13 protein-coding genes are annotated in these 16590 nt (G+C 32.7%); 10 read left to right on the top strand and 3 right to left on the bottom strand.

Annotation, left to right across the window (positions count from 1 at the left end):
* The first annotated feature begins 2 nt into the window (after positions 1-2).
* Genes mshL through NIL_RS04675 form a run of 6 tightly spaced genes read left to right on the top strand, consistent with a single transcriptional unit; the run spans position 3 to position 6616 of the window.
* Positions 3-1484, top strand: coding sequence for a pilus (MSHA type) biogenesis protein MshL (gene mshL, locus NIL_RS04700; protein ID WP_187648449.1), 1482 nt, complete (start codon positions 3-5; stop codon positions 1482-1484).
* Between the two features lies 1 nt (position 1485).
* Positions 1486-2295, top strand: coding sequence for an ATP-binding protein (locus NIL_RS04695; RefSeq protein WP_187648448.1), 810 nt, complete (start codon positions 1486-1488; stop codon positions 2293-2295).
* Positions 2288-3082 carry a CDC27 family protein gene (locus NIL_RS04690; RefSeq protein ID WP_187648447.1) on the top strand — a complete coding sequence of 265 codons (795 nt, stop codon included), beginning with the start codon at positions 2288-2290 and terminating at the stop codon, positions 3080-3082. Before NIL_RS04695 ends, NIL_RS04690 begins: the two co-directional genes overlap by 8 nt.
* The gene (locus NIL_RS04685; RefSeq protein WP_187648446.1) at positions 3079-3630 is read left to right on the top strand and encodes a hypothetical protein; all 552 of its coding nucleotides are present in this window, start codon (positions 3079-3081) and stop codon (positions 3628-3630) included. The genes NIL_RS04690 and NIL_RS04685 overlap by 4 nt, the downstream gene beginning before the upstream one ends.
* A gap of 8 nt (positions 3631-3638) precedes the next feature.
* The gene (locus tag NIL_RS04680; protein ID WP_187648445.1) at positions 3639-5375 is read left to right on the top strand and encodes a GspE/PulE family protein; all 1737 of its coding nucleotides are present in this window, start codon (positions 3639-3641) and stop codon (positions 5373-5375) included.
* Positions 5372-6616, top strand: coding sequence for a type II secretion system F family protein (locus NIL_RS04675; protein WP_187648444.1), 1245 nt, complete (start codon positions 5372-5374; stop codon positions 6614-6616). The genes NIL_RS04680 and NIL_RS04675 overlap by 4 nt, the downstream gene beginning before the upstream one ends.
* Here NIL_RS04675 and NIL_RS04670 read toward each other — a convergent pair.
* On the bottom strand, positions 6613-8625 hold the full coding sequence (locus NIL_RS04670; RefSeq protein WP_187648443.1) for an ATP-dependent helicase: 2013 nt from the start codon (positions 8623-8625) through the stop codon (positions 6613-6615). The two genes, NIL_RS04675 and NIL_RS04670, sit on opposite strands and share 4 nt — an antisense overlap.
* A gap of 158 nt (positions 8626-8783) precedes the next feature.
* Between NIL_RS04670 and NIL_RS04665 the strand changes: the two genes are divergently transcribed.
* The 4 genes from NIL_RS04665 (at position 8784) to NIL_RS04650 (ending at position 16219) form a co-directional block, all read left to right on the top strand.
* Positions 8784-11420 carry a valine--tRNA ligase gene (locus NIL_RS04665; protein ID WP_187648442.1) on the top strand — a complete coding sequence of 879 codons (2637 nt, stop codon included), beginning with the start codon at positions 8784-8786 and terminating at the stop codon, positions 11418-11420.
* A gap of 71 nt (positions 11421-11491) precedes the next feature.
* Positions 11492-12973, top strand: coding sequence for a SulP family inorganic anion transporter (locus tag NIL_RS04660; protein ID WP_187648441.1), 1482 nt, complete (start codon positions 11492-11494; stop codon positions 12971-12973).
* A 153-nt stretch (positions 12974-13126) separates the two neighbouring features.
* The gene (locus NIL_RS04655; RefSeq protein ID WP_187648440.1) at positions 13127-15448 is read left to right on the top strand and encodes a S8 family serine peptidase; all 2322 of its coding nucleotides are present in this window, start codon (positions 13127-13129) and stop codon (positions 15446-15448) included.
* Between the two features lie 78 nt (positions 15449-15526).
* Positions 15527-16219 carry a dUTP diphosphatase gene (locus tag NIL_RS04650; protein WP_187648439.1) on the top strand — a complete coding sequence of 231 codons (693 nt, stop codon included), beginning with the start codon at positions 15527-15529 and terminating at the stop codon, positions 16217-16219.
* Here NIL_RS04650 and NIL_RS04645 read toward each other — a convergent pair whose 3' ends face one another.
* Entirely contained in the window at positions 16220-16387 is a 168-nt protein-coding gene (locus NIL_RS04645; protein ID WP_187648438.1) for a hypothetical protein, read from the bottom strand.
* Positions 16384-16584: a hypothetical protein gene (locus NIL_RS04640; RefSeq protein WP_187648437.1), complete on the bottom strand. Its 201-nt coding sequence runs from the start codon at positions 16582-16584 to the stop codon at positions 16384-16386. Before NIL_RS04640 ends, NIL_RS04645 begins: the two co-directional genes overlap by 4 nt.
* Between the last annotated feature and the right edge of the window lie 6 nt (positions 16585-16590).

Here is a 16590-nt window from a genome sequence, read left to right as displayed (position 1 = left end):
GAATGAACTATTTAAAAAAAAGGCTCATTTATCTCTTTTCAATTATAGCTTTTACTGGTACAGTAGCTTCAGCGGATTGCGACATGCAACTATTTAATATATCAACTGCACCAGGTACAAAAATATCAGAATTTATTGAACAGATAAGCGATGAATGTTCTTTAAGCGTTATTGTAAAAGATAAAGAAGCCGAAAAAATTATTAAAAAAAGATTAAATAAACTTAATCTGAGAAATGCAACTTTGGAAGACGTATTAAATATAATACTTATTGAAAACAATCTTTCATACGATCTTAAAGATAATGTTTTAAAAATATCTTATCTTATAACAAAAACTTTTCATGTGGACTATATTACTACTAAAAGAACCGGCGAAGCTACTACAGATGCCTCCGTTGATGTAGGCGCCCAATCTCAAAATAGTGGTAGAAAACAGACTAGAGATGTAAACAAAATAGAGTCTATAGATGAGTTTGATTTTTGGAAAAATACAAAACAAGAGATATTTGATATATTAAATAGACCAGAAGATCCTTACAAAGCTCCTGAACCAGTAGTAAATCCTGAAGCAGGTCTTATTACCGTTACAGCCACTCTACCTCAAATAAAAAGAGTTGAAAACTATTTAAAAAAGATAGAAGAAAGACTACATAAAGAAGTATTAATAGATGTATCTATTCTTGCCGTAACTTTTGATAACAGCTATACAAAAGGAATAGACTGGAGTGAATTTAATTTAGCTATCAACGGAACTTATGATAAAGGAACTTTTACTAAAACCAACTCCTTAGCGAAATATGAAAATGTAGGTATTGGAAGCGATTTTTTTAATCTTTCTACAACCAGTAGCGCTTCGACACTATTTGCGGCAACATTAAATATGGCTGGACTTATAAATTTTTTAGAAACAAAAGGTGATGTAACAATCTTGTCAAATCCAAAAATTTTAACTCTAAATAATCAGCCGGCTTTAATAACTGTAGGTGAAACTATAAACTATAACGTTCCGACAACTATTACCATAACACAAACTGGCAATCTAGGAACACAAAGCTATACACCATCTTCTATTTTCGTAGGAATTTTACTAAATATAACACCGGAAATCACCGATGATGATCATATTCTTTTAAGAATAAATCCTTCCGTCTCGGAGCTCAAAGATCCGACACAGCTTCAACTGCAAGATGGACAAAAATTTAGAGAGATTGCTCCTGATACTAAAGAGAAAAAGATCTCTTCCGTTTTGAAAGTAAAAGATGGTTCAACTATTATTATTGGCGGACTTATTACTAATACCAAAAATTTAACAATAAATGGAGTACCTATTCTTAAAGATCTACCTATATTGGGACATGCGTTTAAAAGCGAAAAGAAAATTGATCAAAAAGTCGAATTGGTATTTGTAATCAAACCAAAAATTATTAAATCTCACAATAATAATGTTTCTCTTAAAGATTTAGGCTATTCGAAACTGAAATAGTATGAAAAAAAAGTCACTTTATACGGAAGCTAAAGAGTGTTTTGTAGATACTGAAGATGCTAAAAAATTTATAGGACTTGATCAGTCTGTTTATTTTTTAAAAAAGCTTAAAGAGACAGTCAAAAAACCTCTTAAAATGATTCTCCTCTATGGAGAACCAGGAATAGGAAAAAGTATTCTTCTAAATCGTTTATATCTAGAGTTATCAAAAACTAACAGTAATGTTCACATTTTTTTAAGTCCTATTTTAGATGAACATAATTTTACAAAAGCACTTTATAGAAAGATTTTTTCAAAAGATGAAGATATAGATTTTAACAAATTTGTCGATCTAGTAAATAGAGAATTAAGTTTTAACTCAACACTAGTTTTACTTGATGAAGCTCAACTTTATAGCAACTCCCAAATGGAAAAAATACGAATATTGTCCGATACAAGAAAAATTAAGTTTGTTGTTTCACTACATAAAACCGAACAAGAAGATTTAATCGCAAAGGGACATTTTCAAACAAGGATATGGGAAACAATAGAGTTAAAACCACCTACCATAAACGAATTAGAAACATATATTAAAAAAAAGCTTTTGGGAAGAAATCTATTTAATATAGCAAATCAATTCAATAAAAAACATATTAAATTTATATATCATTATACAAAGGGAAATTATAGGGAAACAAATAAATTTTTATATCATCTTTTTGAAATTTACGAATATTATGAAAAAAATAAACCGAGTAAAATCGACTATTCTAAAATATCGAAAAAATTTTTAGAGATGAGTGCTATTAAGTTAGGGTATATAGATGTATGAGATAGAAGAATTAGAGAGAAAGTGGAAAAGATACAGATTAAGAAAAATACTTAAAAAAATCACATCTTTTCTACTTGTCGCAAGTGCGGCATCAATCGTATCTTTAATATTTTATAATTTTTCAAATATCAAAAAAATGGCTCTCGCTAACTTAGAAACTGATGAAAAAAAAGAGTTTAAAAAAGAGATATCTCAAAAAGTTAACGTTAAAAGCAGTGAAAAGATAGTTTTAAAAAAAGATGAGAACAAAACTATTAAAAAAAACAAAGAGATTAAAGAAATCAAAGAAGAGCCTAAAGTGGTCGTTTTAAAACCCTCAACAAACTTTTTAGCAAAAATTGAAAATCTTGAAAAAAAGCGTCAAACTAAAAAGATAAAAAAAGAGAATAAAAAAGTAAAAAGAGAAAAAATTGATGAGAAACCGAAAAAGTTCAAACAAAACGAGACTCCTAAAAAACCTAAAATAGTTATCGAAAAAAGAAACAATAGTAATATAGTAAATGAACTTATTAAAAAATTTGAAAGGACAAAAGATCCAAAAATCGCTATCTTTTTATCTCGAATTTTCTATAAGGATCAAGATTACAAAAAAGCCCTTAATTGGGCGATAATTGCAAATGAATTAGATAGTCAAAATGCTCAAAGCTGGATTTTATTTGCAAAAGCCAGTGTTAAACTTGGTAAAAAAGAGGAAGCCATTAAAGCTTTAGAAACATTTTTATCAAAAAATAGCTCTTATAAAATTAAACAAATCCTAAAAGAGATCAAAAATGGAGAATTCAAATGAGACTAATTGTAGTACTCATAATACTTTCAATAATCTCTTTTGCAAAAAGTATTACGGTTGAGGAACTGATCCAATTTTATAAAAATAAAGAGTATAAAAAAGTGTGCTCTTACGGAATAATGATTTTCAATAAATTTAAAAAAGATGAAGCTCTTGTCTCGATGTATGCATTTTCCTGTTTAAAATCAGATTATATAGATAGACTCTCCGTACCGGCCGTTACCTTAAAAAATAGTAAAGAAGCAAGAGCAAATGCGGCCTATCTAGCAATAATTGTGGCACAAAAGAAATTACTTTTTCATTCCCTTTTTGATGGGATGGATATCTCAGGACTTATCTTCCCAGAAATTGATCATATTTTATCTAAAGTTTTTACTCTATATACCCAAAAAAAGTATAAAAAAGAGAATGATAAATTTATTTTTAAAGACCCAGAAGAAGAAGATATAAAATATGAAATTGTTTTAAAAAGAGATGAAAAACCTGTTAAAATTTTATTATTGAAGCTAAAAAAAGATAAAATAATCGAAACACATATATATTGGTAGAGGAAAATATGGAAAAAATAACTTCTTTACTTTTAGAAAAGTCAGTGGTTTCTCCTGAAGTAATGCAAAAAATTAAAAATGATACTACTTCAGAAAAAAATCTTTTACATAATCTGATTGTTAAAGGAATTATAAGTGAAAGTTTCGTAATAAAATTTTTTGGAGACCTTATTAGAGAAGGTAGCTTAAATATTGACGATATCGAAACTCTACCCGATGATTTGAAAGAAAAAATTTTAAAATATCTAGCAAAACTTTTAAATATAGATTTTTTGGACTTAGACTCTATCGATATTGACTTTAGACTAGCCTCAAAAGTACCTCTATCACAACTTAAAAAATTTGTAGCAATTATAGTAAAAGAAGAAGATATAAATATAGTTGTAGCTTTTAAAGATCCTCTCGACATAAATGCACAAGAGTCTATCCAAAGACTTTTTCCAAAAAAACCTATAAAACCTGCTATTGCTTCGGCTAAACAGATAGAGAGATATTTAAATAAATTAGAACTAAGCGAAAGTATTAAAGGATTAATTAACGAGATAAGAAAAGAGATAAATGCAGGAAATATAAACGAAGCTAGAGAGTCAAGTGCAATTCTCAGACTCATAGAGATCATTTTAAAGACTGCAATTATTTCAAGAGCTAGCGATATACATATAGAACCAACGGAAAAAAACTGTATCATTAGATCAAGAATTGACGGTATTTTAACTGAAACGTTTATTTTTGATAAAGATATATATCCACCTCTATCTTCAAGATTAAAACTTTTGGCAAATCTTGATATTGCAGAAAAACGAAAACCTCAAGACGGTAGATTTTCTGCTACTATTATGAACAAAGAGTACGATTTTAGAATTTCTACACTTCCTATTATGACCGGCGAATCAATCGTAATGAGGATTCTTGATAAATCAAAAGCTATGATAAAACTAGAAGATGCAGGTATGAGTGATTATAACTACAAAAAATTCACATCTGCTCTAAAAACCCCATACGGTATAATCCTTGTAACTGGTCCTACAGGTAGCGGTAAAACTACAACACTATACGGTGCTTTGAATATGTTAAGAAGCGTAGAAAAGAAGATTATAACCGTAGAAGATCCTATAGAATATCAGATGAATCTAGTTCAACAGTCTCAAGTTCAACCAAAAATAGGTTTTACGTTCGCTACCGCTTTAAGGTCTATTCTTAGACAAGACCCTGATATCGTCATGATAGGTGAAATAAGAGATCAAGAAACGCTTAGAATTGCAGTTCAGGCTGCTCTTACCGGACACTTAGTTCTATCTACTCTTCATACAAATGACGCTATAAGTGCAATTACAAGAATGGTAGATATGGGTATTGAACCTTATTTGGTAAGTGGTTCTATAATTGCTATAGAGGCACAAAGATTAGTTAGAAAAATTTGTCCCTACTGTAAAGAGAAAACCGTACTTTTACCAAATATAGAAAAAGATATAAAAGAGTATCTTCCCAAAAATTATCAGTTTTTTAAAGGTAAAGGTTGTAAACACTGCAATATGACTGGATATATGGGTAGGGAAATGGTTTCTGAAGTTTTAACTGTGGATGATCAACTCTCAAGTATGATTGCAAGGGAAGAGAGTAAGGAAAAGATAACAAAATACGCTATTGAAAATGGATTTATAACTATGCTCCAAGACGGGATAAATAAAGCTTTAGAGGGACATACAACTATAGAAGAAGTATTGAGGGTGACAAGGCTATCATGAAATATTATCAATTAGACTTATTATCAAAAGGGAAAAAAGAGTCCATTGTTTTAAAAGCTGAAAACAAAGAAGAGGCGCTGCATCTTGCAAAATTAAAAAAAGGCGGGATTATTATAAAAATCCAAGAGACATCGCCACCTTTGGAAGATAGAATCAAAGATATTCAAGATAAAATCTTCTCGTTTTTAAGAGAAAAAAAAGTCAAACAAGACAGTCTCATAGCCGCTATAAGACAGCTGGCCGTTATGACTAACGCCGGTATCCCAATCTACGACGCCTTACATGAAATAGCTAATTCCTCCATGGATAAAACATTAACAGAAATTTTAAGACAAGTCGCTGAAGACATCAACTCAGGTATAAGCTTATCTGAATCAATTGAAAATTTCAAATATCAACTAGGCTCATTAACTGTAACAATGGTTAAGTTAGGAGAACAAACCGGCAATATGCCGGAAGCACTTTTTACTTTGGCAAATATTTTGGAAGAGATTAGAGAAAATATACTAAAATTTAAAAAAGCTATAAGATATCCGCTTATAACGCTTTCCGCTATGGCTATAGCTTTTGTTATACTTATAATGTTCGTAGTTCCAAAATTCAAATCCATCTTTGAAAGATTCAATGCGGAACTTCCTGTTCCCACAAAAATCCTTTTATGGCTAGAGCACTCATTTTCAACTTATGGACTACAGATTTTGATAGGTTTTACAACAATAATCTTTATAATTATCTATTTTTATAGAAACAACGAAAATTTTAAATATCAAGTAGATAAATATCTTCTAAGAATTTATCTTATTAAAGATATTATCTACTATGCTACTCTAAGTAGATTTACTCTTGTTTTCACAGAACTGGTTTCAGCAGGTATCCCTGTTGCCGAAGCACTCGACAGTGCAGTTGCAATGGTAGATAATAGCTATATAAAAGAGAAACTTGATATGGTAAAAGTTTACGTAGAAAGAGGTGTTTCTTTAACGGAGGCTTTTAAAGAAACCGAACTTTTTGAAAATATGATCATACAGATGATAGCTGCAGGTGAAACAAGCGGTCAAATGGATAGTATGATGAGAAAAGTTTCCGACTATTACAGAATGAAATTTAACTATATCTTAGACAATATGTCTTCATATCTAGAGCCTATTTTGTTAACAATTATTGCGGGACTAGTACTGCTTTTAGCTCTTGGTATATTTTTACCAATGTGGGATATGGCAAAGGCGGTTAAAGCTCATTAGAGCAGCCCCGCTTCAAAAAGAAAAGGAGATGGTTTAAACTCGATTCTTTTTACTCTGTCATATTTTGCGTATGATAAAAATAGTCTGTTTTTTGCCCTTGTGGCAGCAACATAAAAAAGACGTCTCTCCTCTTCAAGACTTCCACCTTTACTTATCAATTTTCTATTTGGAAACCGCCCGTCAGCCAAATCTATAATATAAACATCATCAAATTCTAACCCTTTACTTGCGTGTACCGTCAAAAGATTAACCCCGTTTCCTTCACTCATCTCGCTACTTCCTAAGACTAAAGCGTTGTAAAATCTCTCCAAATCCTTATAAGGTTTTGCCAACTCTTTTAACAGAAGAGTTTTTCTGTAGATTTTCATCAAAGCCTCTTCTTTCAAGTTTTCATCTATACATCCATCTTTCAAGGTTGCCCTCTTTATGGCCAAACTCTCTTTTATCTCTTCAAACAGTTTAGAATCAACAATCTTCGAAACCGCACTTAAAGGATTTAAAACCCTCTTCAGCTCTTTATAAAGCTGATAGAAGTGATAAAGAAAAATAGCACCCTCTTTTGAAAGTTTAGGATGTTTTAAAAGAGCACTCTTTTTAAACCTCTCTTCAAAACCCAGTTCTTTAAATCTACTTTTGCTTCCTATTTGAAAAAAGTCATCAAAAAGACCCAACTGATGATTTTTGGCTCTTCTTTCAAAAGGATTGTCCATATCGATGGGATCGAAAAGCCCCTTGAAAAAATCACCTTCGCCAAGTTTAACTGCAGCATCATAAAGCTCTTTTGCAATTGCGGGTCCAACTCCTTTTGCATACTCCAAAACATGTATAAAACTCATAACATCTTTTGGATTTATAAGTAGTGTGACAATATCCAAAACTGCTTTTACCTCTTTCGCATCAAAAAAACTGACGCTCCCTTTTCTTTTACAACCAATTCCTAATTCTCTTAGACTTGCTTCTATACCGTCGGCACTGGAATTATTTCTAAAAATGACCGCAATTTCTTCATAAGGAGTTGATGATTCTTTTATCTTTTTAGCGATATCTTTATACTGCTCCAAAAATTCATTATAAACCAAAAGTTTTGGAGGTTCAAACTCATCTTTTCTAACAACTTCCAATTTTTTTGGATAGATTCTTTCATTGTTTAAAATTACCTTGTTAGCCAAAGATAGGATATATTTGCTTGATCTGTAATTTTTAGAGAGATTGAAAATTTTTGCATCAGGATATTTATCTTTAAAACCGCCTATTATATTTATATTAGCTCCATTAAAAGCATAAATGCTTTGATCATAATCTCCTACACAAAAAAGTGATTTTGAATTTAGTCTATCTAGCAATGAAGATTGCAAATTGTTGGTATCTTGATACTCATCTACCAAAATCTCTACAAACTCTCCCACTTTATCAGCACTCTCTCTTGCTTTTATTAATAGATCGTTAAACCCTACAAATCCATAACTTTCTTTGGTCTTTTCAAACTCATCAGCTATATCGTCATATATATCGACAAAAATCTTTTGTTCCTCTTTTTTTTCAGCTATCCACTCTCCAAAACTTTTATCACTAACACAGTTTTGATATAACGAGTAGATATCGTACAAATAAGAAGCTGCGTAAGGTTTCTCTTCAAAATTGTGAAAATGTCTCTTTTCATAGATACTTTTAAAGAGAGTCTTTAACTCCTTTGGTTGTTTTAAAACCACTTTTTGCTCAATTCTCTTTAGCCATCTATAACATACCGCATGAAAAGTCCCCGCCTCAATCTTAGAAGCTTTGCTTTTGCCAAAATAGTTAGAAACTCTTGCTATCATCTCTGCGGCAGCTTTATTTGTAAATGTAAGAAGCAAAATTTTTTCACTAGCTACACCTTGTTCTAAAAGATATCCTATTCTTCCGACAATTGTAGATGTTTTGCCAGTTCCAGCACTAGCAATTATGAGATTGTGTCCAAATGGTGCCGTGGCTGCCTTGAACTGCTCTTCATTAAGCCTTGATAAAGGCATTTTGCTCCTTTTTCGTGTAGGTTTGAGTGTGGGTGTGGTGTGAGATTTAAAAAATTTCTAACAACCCACACTCACACCTACACCCATACTAAATTTAAGTCGTTATTTTACCCCCTTTTGCTATAATTGCGCTAAAAAATTATAAAGGTTTTGAATTTATGAGTAAAGAGACTAGATACAATCCAAAAAAGATAGAAAAAAGTTTTTATAAAATCTGGGAAGAAAGAGGCTATTTTGAGATAGAAGGCAACCAAAAGATACAAGATTCGAACAAAAGATTTTGTATTATGATGCCACCGCCAAACGTTACCGGACGCCTTCATATAGGTCACGCACTAACCTTTACACTACAAGATATCATTGTTAGATATAAAAGAATGGACGGTTATAAAACTCTATGGCAGCCGGGAACCGACCATGCTGGGATTGCTACGCAAAATGTAGTTGAAAAGGAGCTGCTAAAAGAGGGTATTACAAAAGAGCAGATAGGCAGAGAAAAATTTTTAGAAAAAGTTTGGAAATGGAAAGAGGAGTATGGAAACGCTATAGTAGAGCAGCTAAAGATTTTAGGTGTAAGCCCTGCTTGGAGCAGAGAGCGCTTTACTATGGACGAAGGTCTGAAAAATGCTGTAAGAGAAGCTTTTGTTGCCCTTTATGAAGAAGGCCTTATCGTAAAAGGAAACTATATGGTAAACTGGTGCACCCACGATGGTGCACTAAGCGATATTGAAGTTGAGTATAAAGAAGAGGATGGAAAACTATACCATATCAGATATCCTTTAGTAGGCGAAGATGGATATATCGTAGTTGCCACTACAAGGCCTGAAACTTACTTTGGTGATACTGCGGTTATGGTAAATCCTAATGATAAAAGATATATAAATTTAATAGGCAAAAAAGTGAGACTTCCTCTAATAGAGAGAGAAATTCCAATAATTGCTGACGAATATGTAGATTCTGAATTCGGAACAGGAGCCGTAAAGGTTACTCCCGCACACGATCCGAATGACTATGAAGTTGGAAAAAGACACAATTTAGAATCTATCAAAATATTCGACGAAAAAGGGATATTAAACGATTACGCTGGAGAGTTTAAAGGCTTAGAAAGACTCGAAGCTAGGCCCATTATAGTTGAAAAATTGAAAGAAAAAGGCTATATAGAAAAGATAGAAGAGCATAAACATCAAGTGGGGCACTGCTATAGATGTAACAATATAGTAGAACCATATATCTCCGAGCAGTGGTTCGTAAAAGCCGATATCGCAAAATCTGCAATAGAAAAAGTAAATAAAAAAGAGGCTAAATTTTATCCAAGCCACTGGATAAACAGTTTTAACGCTTGGATGAAAGAGTTAAGAGACTGGTGTATCTCCAGACAGCTATGGTGGGGGCATAGAATCCCAGTTTGGTACTGTAAAGATTGCTCTTATGAGTGGGCTAGCAAAAATGAACATGAAAATGAGTGTCCAAAATGTGCTTCAAAAGACATCTATCAAGATCCAGACGTTCTTGACACATGGTTCAGTTCTGCCCTTTGGCCTTTTTCTACCCTAGGATGGGGTAATAAAGATTGGGGAAAAGGTACAAAGTGGCAAAAGACTGATTTACAAGAATTTTACCCTAACTCTCTATTGATAACCGGTTTTGATATTCTATTTTTCTGGGTTGCAAGAATGATTATGATGGGAGAGCATTTCTTGCATGAACTCCCTTTTAAAGATATATATTTGCACGCTTTAGTTAGAGATGAACATGGTCAAAAAATGAGTAAATCTAAAGGTAACGTTATTGACCCTATAGAGATGGTTGAAAAATACTCCACTGACGCTCTTAGATTTACTTTAGCAATCTTGGCGGTTCAAGGAAGAGATATAAGACTTAGTAAAGATAAACTAGAACTCTCTAGAAATTTCACAAACAAACTTTACAACGCTGCAAGATTTTTATTGATGAATCAGGATAGTTTCACAGATTTAGATAGCACTCCAATAAAAAGCGACCTTGGTAAATATATGCTAAGCCGCTTTAATGCCGCAGTAAAAGATACCAGAGAAAATCTTAACGATTACCGTTTCAACGATGCGGCAACTACGCTTTATAGATTTTTGTGGGGAGAGTTTTGCGACTGGGGAATAGAGCTTAGCAAGGCTGATAAAGACTCTATAGCGGAACTGGGAGCAATATATAAAGAGTCTATGAAACTTCTACACCCTTTCATGCCGTTTATCAGCGAGTATCTTTATCAGCTTTTAAGTGCAAAAGAGCTTGAAAATAACGAATCGATAATGATTCAAAGATATCCAAAATTTATACAAAGAGATGAAGAGATAGAAAAAAGATTTTCAGTTATTATAGAAGCTATAATCTCTATAAGACGTGCAAAAGCACTTATAGACCTTGCAAACAAACAGATAGAAAAAGTATATATAAAACTTGACTCTAAAATTAAAATAGATACTGAAAGCGCAAAAACATATATCCAAAAACTTGCAAAAGTAGAGAATGTTGAGTTTGTTGATCAAAAGATAGAAAACGCAATTGCAGATGTAAGCGATAATCTAGAAGTTTTTATTTCTGCTAAGAGTATAGATCTATCGCCTATTATCAAAAGATTGGAAAAACAGAAAAGTAAAGTAGAAAAAGACCTGGAAAAAGTGGACAAAATGCTCTCTAACGAAAATTTCGTCAAAAATGCGCCTGCTCATATTGTTGAACAAAACAGAGCCCAACAGCAAGAACTAAAAGAGAAACTAGCAAAAGTTGAAGAAGAACTTAAAACATTAACCTCCCTATAAAGCCTTTGGGGCTTTATAGCAAAATCTAGATATAATCGCGCCTCCAATTTCACTACCTTTAAGGAAAAAACTTGTCACTTGTAAAAAGATACAACTTTACTACAAATCCTAAAAATGATCTTCTCTCCGGTATCGTAGTTGCAATAGCGCTTGTACCAGAAGCGATAGCCTTTTCCATTATAGCTGGAGTAAATCCCCAAATAGGTCTTTATACAGCTTTTATCCTAGGCCTCATAACAGCATTAATAGGTGGAAAGCCCGGAATGATAAGCGGTGCCACGGGAGCCGTAGCCATAGTCTTGGTCGATCTTGTCTTGAAACATGGAATAGAGTATATGTTTTGGGCAGCAGTGCTAGCAGGGATATTTCAGATAGCCATAGGATTAATGAAACTCGGCAAATTTATACGAATGGTCCCTCAACCGGCAATTTACGGTTTTGTAAACGGCCTTGCCATAGTGATTGCTATGAGTCAGATTCCGCTTATCAAAGATGAGAGTTGGATAACCTTTTTACTTATCGCTATGACTATGATCATAATCTATCTTCTTCCTAAAGTCACAAATGCCATCCCAGCCTCTTTAGGCGCTATTATAAGTGTTACAGCACTTGTTCTTATCTTTAATCTAGATACAAAATCAATAGGGGATTTAGCCGATATTAGTGGAAGTTTTCCAACTTTTTCAATTCCTTCAGTACCTCTAAATCTGGAAACATTAAAAACCATTCTGCCCTACTCAGTTATCATTGCCTTAGTTGGACTCATTGAATCTCTTTTAACGCTTTCGGTTTTGGATGAGATGAGCAGTGAGAGAGGAAGCGGAAATCAAGAGTGTGTAGCTCAAGGAGTAGGTAATATTACATGCGGCTTTTTTGGAGCAATGCCCGGATGTACAATGATAGGCCAATCTATGATCAATTTCACCTCCGGAGGAAAAGGAAGACTCTCAGCACTCATTGCAGCAATACTGCTGATTTTATTTGTAGTATCTCTTTCAGAGTATATCTCAAAAATCCCTATCGCTGCACTTGCAGGAATCATGTTCGTAGTTGCAATTGCCACTTTTAGCTGGAGCTCTTTAGGCCATTTTAAAAGAATGCCTAAAGAGGATATTTTTGTTATGGTATTAGTATCTATTATCACCATTTTTTTCGATCTAGCTATCGCTGTTATAGCGGGTGTTATCATCTCTGCTTTGGTTTTTGCCTGGAAACATGCAAAAATTTACACAAAAACCGATATAGAAAAAGATGGGACTAAAGTATATGAACTAGAGGGTCCTCTATTTTTCGGCTCGGCTGCATCCTTTATAGAGCAGTTTGATCCTAAAAAAGATCCTTCTAAAGTAGTTATAGATTTCAAAAACGCAAGAGTGATGGATCAAAGTGGAGTTGAGGCTATAGATAGACTAACAAAAAAGTATAAAGAAGCAGGAAAAGCTTTGGTTTTAAGACACCTAAGTTTAGAATGTAAAGCTCTTTTAAAAGAGGCTGGACCCTACTGCACTTACGAAGAAGATGATCCCAACTATAGAGTTGCTATCGATTATTAAATTAACTAGAAATTTTTTGATAATATAATTGATACATAAAAAAGAGGTTGTAAACTGATAAAATATTTATCCTGTTTTAAATTAAAAAATAATAATATTATAAGAACTTTGCATTATAGATATTTTTTTAAAAACGTAAATTAAGGGAAAAGTATGAAAATGAACAAATTTAAAAAATATAGAAAATATATTATAATATTGACTATTATGACTTTTTTTAATGGGTGTGGAGGCGGAGGAGATAGTGACGGTGCAGATATCACTACCGATACAAATCAAGATAGTATAACTTTTACAGAAACAGGAGTAAGCGGTAGTGTAGTATTTACATTGACTGACTTAAATGAGAGAACTTATGAAATCACTAATATTTTAGCAAATCAATGTGAAAGTGAACCGATAACTCCAGTTACTTTTACACTAAATAAAGACGTACCAGAACAAACTATCGATTTTAGCATCTCTTTTACTAACTATTGTTATACAGATAGTGTAACTATATATTACGATACGATAACTACTTTTACTTCAGTTGATGGAAATACGTATGAAAAGAGAGAATCTTTTACAAAAACCATTTTAAACCCTGTTTATGATCAAAGTAAAGTATTTAAAGTTAACGGAGATGATCCTCTTTATCAATATCAGTGGCATTTAGAAAATAGGGGACAAAATATTGGAGTCATTACACCAGCAACACCGGGAGAAGATATAAACGTAACTTCGGTTTGGAATGATGGGATTACTGGAAAAGGCGTTACTGTAGCAGTAATAGACGAAGGAGTTGATATTTTTCATCCCGATTTAAAAGATAATATTTTAACGTCACTTTCTTATAATTATCATACTAGTACAGTTAACACAACACCTGTAATTTCAAGTTTTTCACACGGAACTGCGGTTGCAGGACTCATAGCCGCCAAGGGATGGAACGGAATAGGCACAAGAGGCGTCGCACCTGATGCTAACTTGATCAGCTTAAACGCTTTGGAAATTTTCGATGGTGAAGTTAGTGACGATGGATATTCCGGAGCAGAACTTCAACTTGTTAGATTATATGACGCATTAACAAGAAATCTAGAATATGTTGATATTTACAACAATAGCTGGGGAAGTCCGGAAATAACTTTAGATTACAACAATTATCCCAATTTTAATAACCAATTAAACTATGGAGTGATTCACGGTAGAGGTGGAAAAGGGGCAATATACGTTAAATCTGCCGGTAACAATAGACAAATATGCGGTTTAGACGTAGAGTCGTGCGATAATGCCAATTTTGATCAAGCTCAAACGAGTGAATATTTTATAGTAGTAGGTGCCGTTAACGCAAATGGAACCGTATCTTCATACTCTACGCCAGGTTCAAATATCTTAGTTAGTGCACCAGGAGGTGAGACTCAAGCTCCATATTTAAACTTAGAAGAACAGATGATTGTTACAACGGATCTTCCTGGTTTTAGTAGAGGATACGATACTGTTGATCCTCTTGCAACTACAGTAACTCATTATGATATTTTAGGAAACGAAAACTCCGATTATACGCAAAGAATGAACGGAACATCTTCTGCTGCACCTATAGTTTCTGGTACTATTGCTTTAATGCTTGAAGCAAATCCAAATCTAACATATAGAGATGTTAGAATAATTTTAGCAAGAACAGCTAGACAAGTAGATCCTACAAATACTGGATGGAAAACAAATGCTGCAGGACTACATTTTCACAACGATTACGGTTTTGGCGTAGTTGATGCCAAAAGAGCAGTAGATATGGCTAAAACATTTGTTTCAGTAGGAGGATATTCTGATTTAAACACTACTACTGCTATAGGTGTTGGTGCACAAGCTCCAAATGGATATTTTGAAAGTAATGCTACAATCAACGAAAGTTTATATATTGAAAATGTTTTTGTGTCTTTTGATTTAAATGATACAATTCAGTATTATGAAATTTATACCTATACAAATATAGACGGCAATTTCACCTCTCCTTTAATAGCACTATATCCCGGTGAAAATATTATCAGAATTAGTAATAACGATGCAAACGGAACGATAAACTCTATTGTTTTAAAAGATGAAAACGATTTTGAAATCGCAACAATAGCTCAAAATGTAACCGATACATATACAGGAACATTCAATATTGACTTGCAAGGAAAATACTATTTTGTTGCAGATTCAAACTCTACAGATTGGAATATAACTATTGAATCTCCAAAGCCTTTTATAAAAGCTTCTAATTTGGAGATAGTTTTAGTTTCTCCAAGCGGTACAGAAAGTATATTGGTACATGCACCAAACGGCTTACCGGAAGACCAAAGATATGTGGATGAGAATCTAAGATTTTATTCTACACAATTTATGGATGAAAAAAGCGACGGTAATTGGACCTTAAAATTACGAGAAATTGAAGGCGGTACCTTTACTATAGACTCATGGAAATTAACTATTCAAGGTCGTCCTAATCTCTAATCTCTTCGGCTCTTTAGAGTCGAATCCTATTTTGATATAATCTCTCCAACTTTTTATATTATTTAGAAGGAAAATATGATGAAAGAAAAAATATTGGAGATGCTGCAGTTACAAAATGAACTAAACAACGATACGAATGGTCATGATTGGAGAAGAGATATTACAAAGAATGGAAAAGTTATAAATTGGAAAAGATGTATCTATATGGAAAGTGCAGAGTTGATTGAGTCTTTTCCTTGGAAACACTGGAAAAATATAGAGGGAAAAATAGATATCGACAATATCAAAATAGAACTTGTTGACATCTGGCACTTTTTGATGAGCTATCTGTTAAAGTTTCATAATCCCATTGAACTAACAAATATGATAGCAAATATATCTTCTATAAAAAGTGATATTAAAATACCTAAAAAATGGAGTAAAGAAGAAAATCACAAAATAGACCAATTCTTAGATATTTTCGAGGAACTTATGGCTTTGGCATTGATTAAAACCGACGATGTGATATATCAAGAAGCTCTTTTAGAACAGTTTTTTAAAGCTTGTGACAGTGTCGGTTTAGAGTTTAAAGATCTATATAGACTCTACATCGGGAAAAACGTATTAAATCAGTTTAGACAAGATCATGGATATAAAGAGGGAACATATAAAAAAGTGTGGAACGACAAAGAAGATAACGCTATAATACAAGAAATTTTGGAAAAAGAAGATGAAATAAACTTTGATACTCTTTATAAAAAACTTGAGGAGATATACAGCTCTCTTAGCTGATTATTTATCTCCTCTATAGATAAGTTCACGTTGCTCCTTTGGTTTTTTACTATCTTCTTGAATCTTTTTAACTACAAATATAGGAGCGGTAAAAACAAAAATTATTGAACCCACCAAAAAAGCAACCAAGATATACATTGGTATATGTTTTAGATGTACCTTTTTCATTTTTCGCTCTCTTTATCTACTAAATTTAAAGCGTCTAGCGTATTTAACAATATCTGTTTTTTTGTAACGAGAGGCTTGGTTAATAAATTTTTTTGTTTTTTATCAAGTTTCGGATTTGACAAAATCTTCATAAACTCATTTTCCAAATTCTTTAAAAGCTCATTCATACACTCTTCATATTTTTTATTTATACCCAATATTTA

Origin of the sequence: Nitrosophilus labii, from assembly GCF_014466985.1 — a bacterium.
GTDB lineage: Bacteria > Campylobacterota > Campylobacteria > Campylobacterales > Nitratiruptoraceae > Nitrosophilus_A > Nitrosophilus_A labii.
Note: the sequence above shows the minus strand (reverse complement) of the source record. Positions and strands in the feature narration are given on the sequence as shown.

What these genes read in the sequence shown, in the direction of transcription:
- NIL_RS04670 (WP_187648443.1), bottom strand. Translation starts at nt 8,625, where the DNA reads ATGCCTTTATCAAGGCTTAATGAAGAGCAGTTCAAGGCAGCCACGGCA.
- NIL_RS04650 (WP_187648439.1), top strand. Translation starts at nt 15,527, where the DNA reads ATGAAAGAAAAAATATTGGAGATGCTGCAGTTACAAAATGAACTAAAC.
- NIL_RS04685 (WP_187648446.1), top strand. Translation starts at nt 3,079, where the DNA reads ATGAGACTAATTGTAGTACTCATAATACTTTCAATAATCTCTTTTGCA.
- NIL_RS04690 (WP_187648447.1), top strand. Translation starts at nt 2,288, where the DNA reads ATGTATGAGATAGAAGAATTAGAGAGAAAGTGGAAAAGATACAGATTA.
- NIL_RS04645 (WP_187648438.1), bottom strand. Translation starts at nt 16,387, where the DNA reads ATGAAAAAGGTACATCTAAAACATATACCAATGTATATCTTGGTTGCT.
- NIL_RS04665 (WP_187648442.1), top strand. Translation starts at nt 8,784, where the DNA reads ATGAGTAAAGAGACTAGATACAATCCAAAAAAGATAGAAAAAAGTTTT.
- NIL_RS04655 (WP_187648440.1), top strand. Translation starts at nt 13,127, where the DNA reads ATGAAAATGAACAAATTTAAAAAATATAGAAAATATATTATAATATTG.
- NIL_RS04695 (WP_187648448.1), top strand. Translation starts at nt 1,486, where the DNA reads ATGAAAAAAAAGTCACTTTATACGGAAGCTAAAGAGTGTTTTGTAGAT.
- NIL_RS04675 (WP_187648444.1), top strand. Translation starts at nt 5,372, where the DNA reads ATGAAATATTATCAATTAGACTTATTATCAAAAGGGAAAAAAGAGTCC.
- mshL (WP_187648449.1), top strand. Translation starts at nt 3, where the DNA reads ATGAACTATTTAAAAAAAAGGCTCATTTATCTCTTTTCAATTATAGCT.
- NIL_RS04680 (WP_187648445.1), top strand. Translation starts at nt 3,639, where the DNA reads ATGGAAAAAATAACTTCTTTACTTTTAGAAAAGTCAGTGGTTTCTCCT.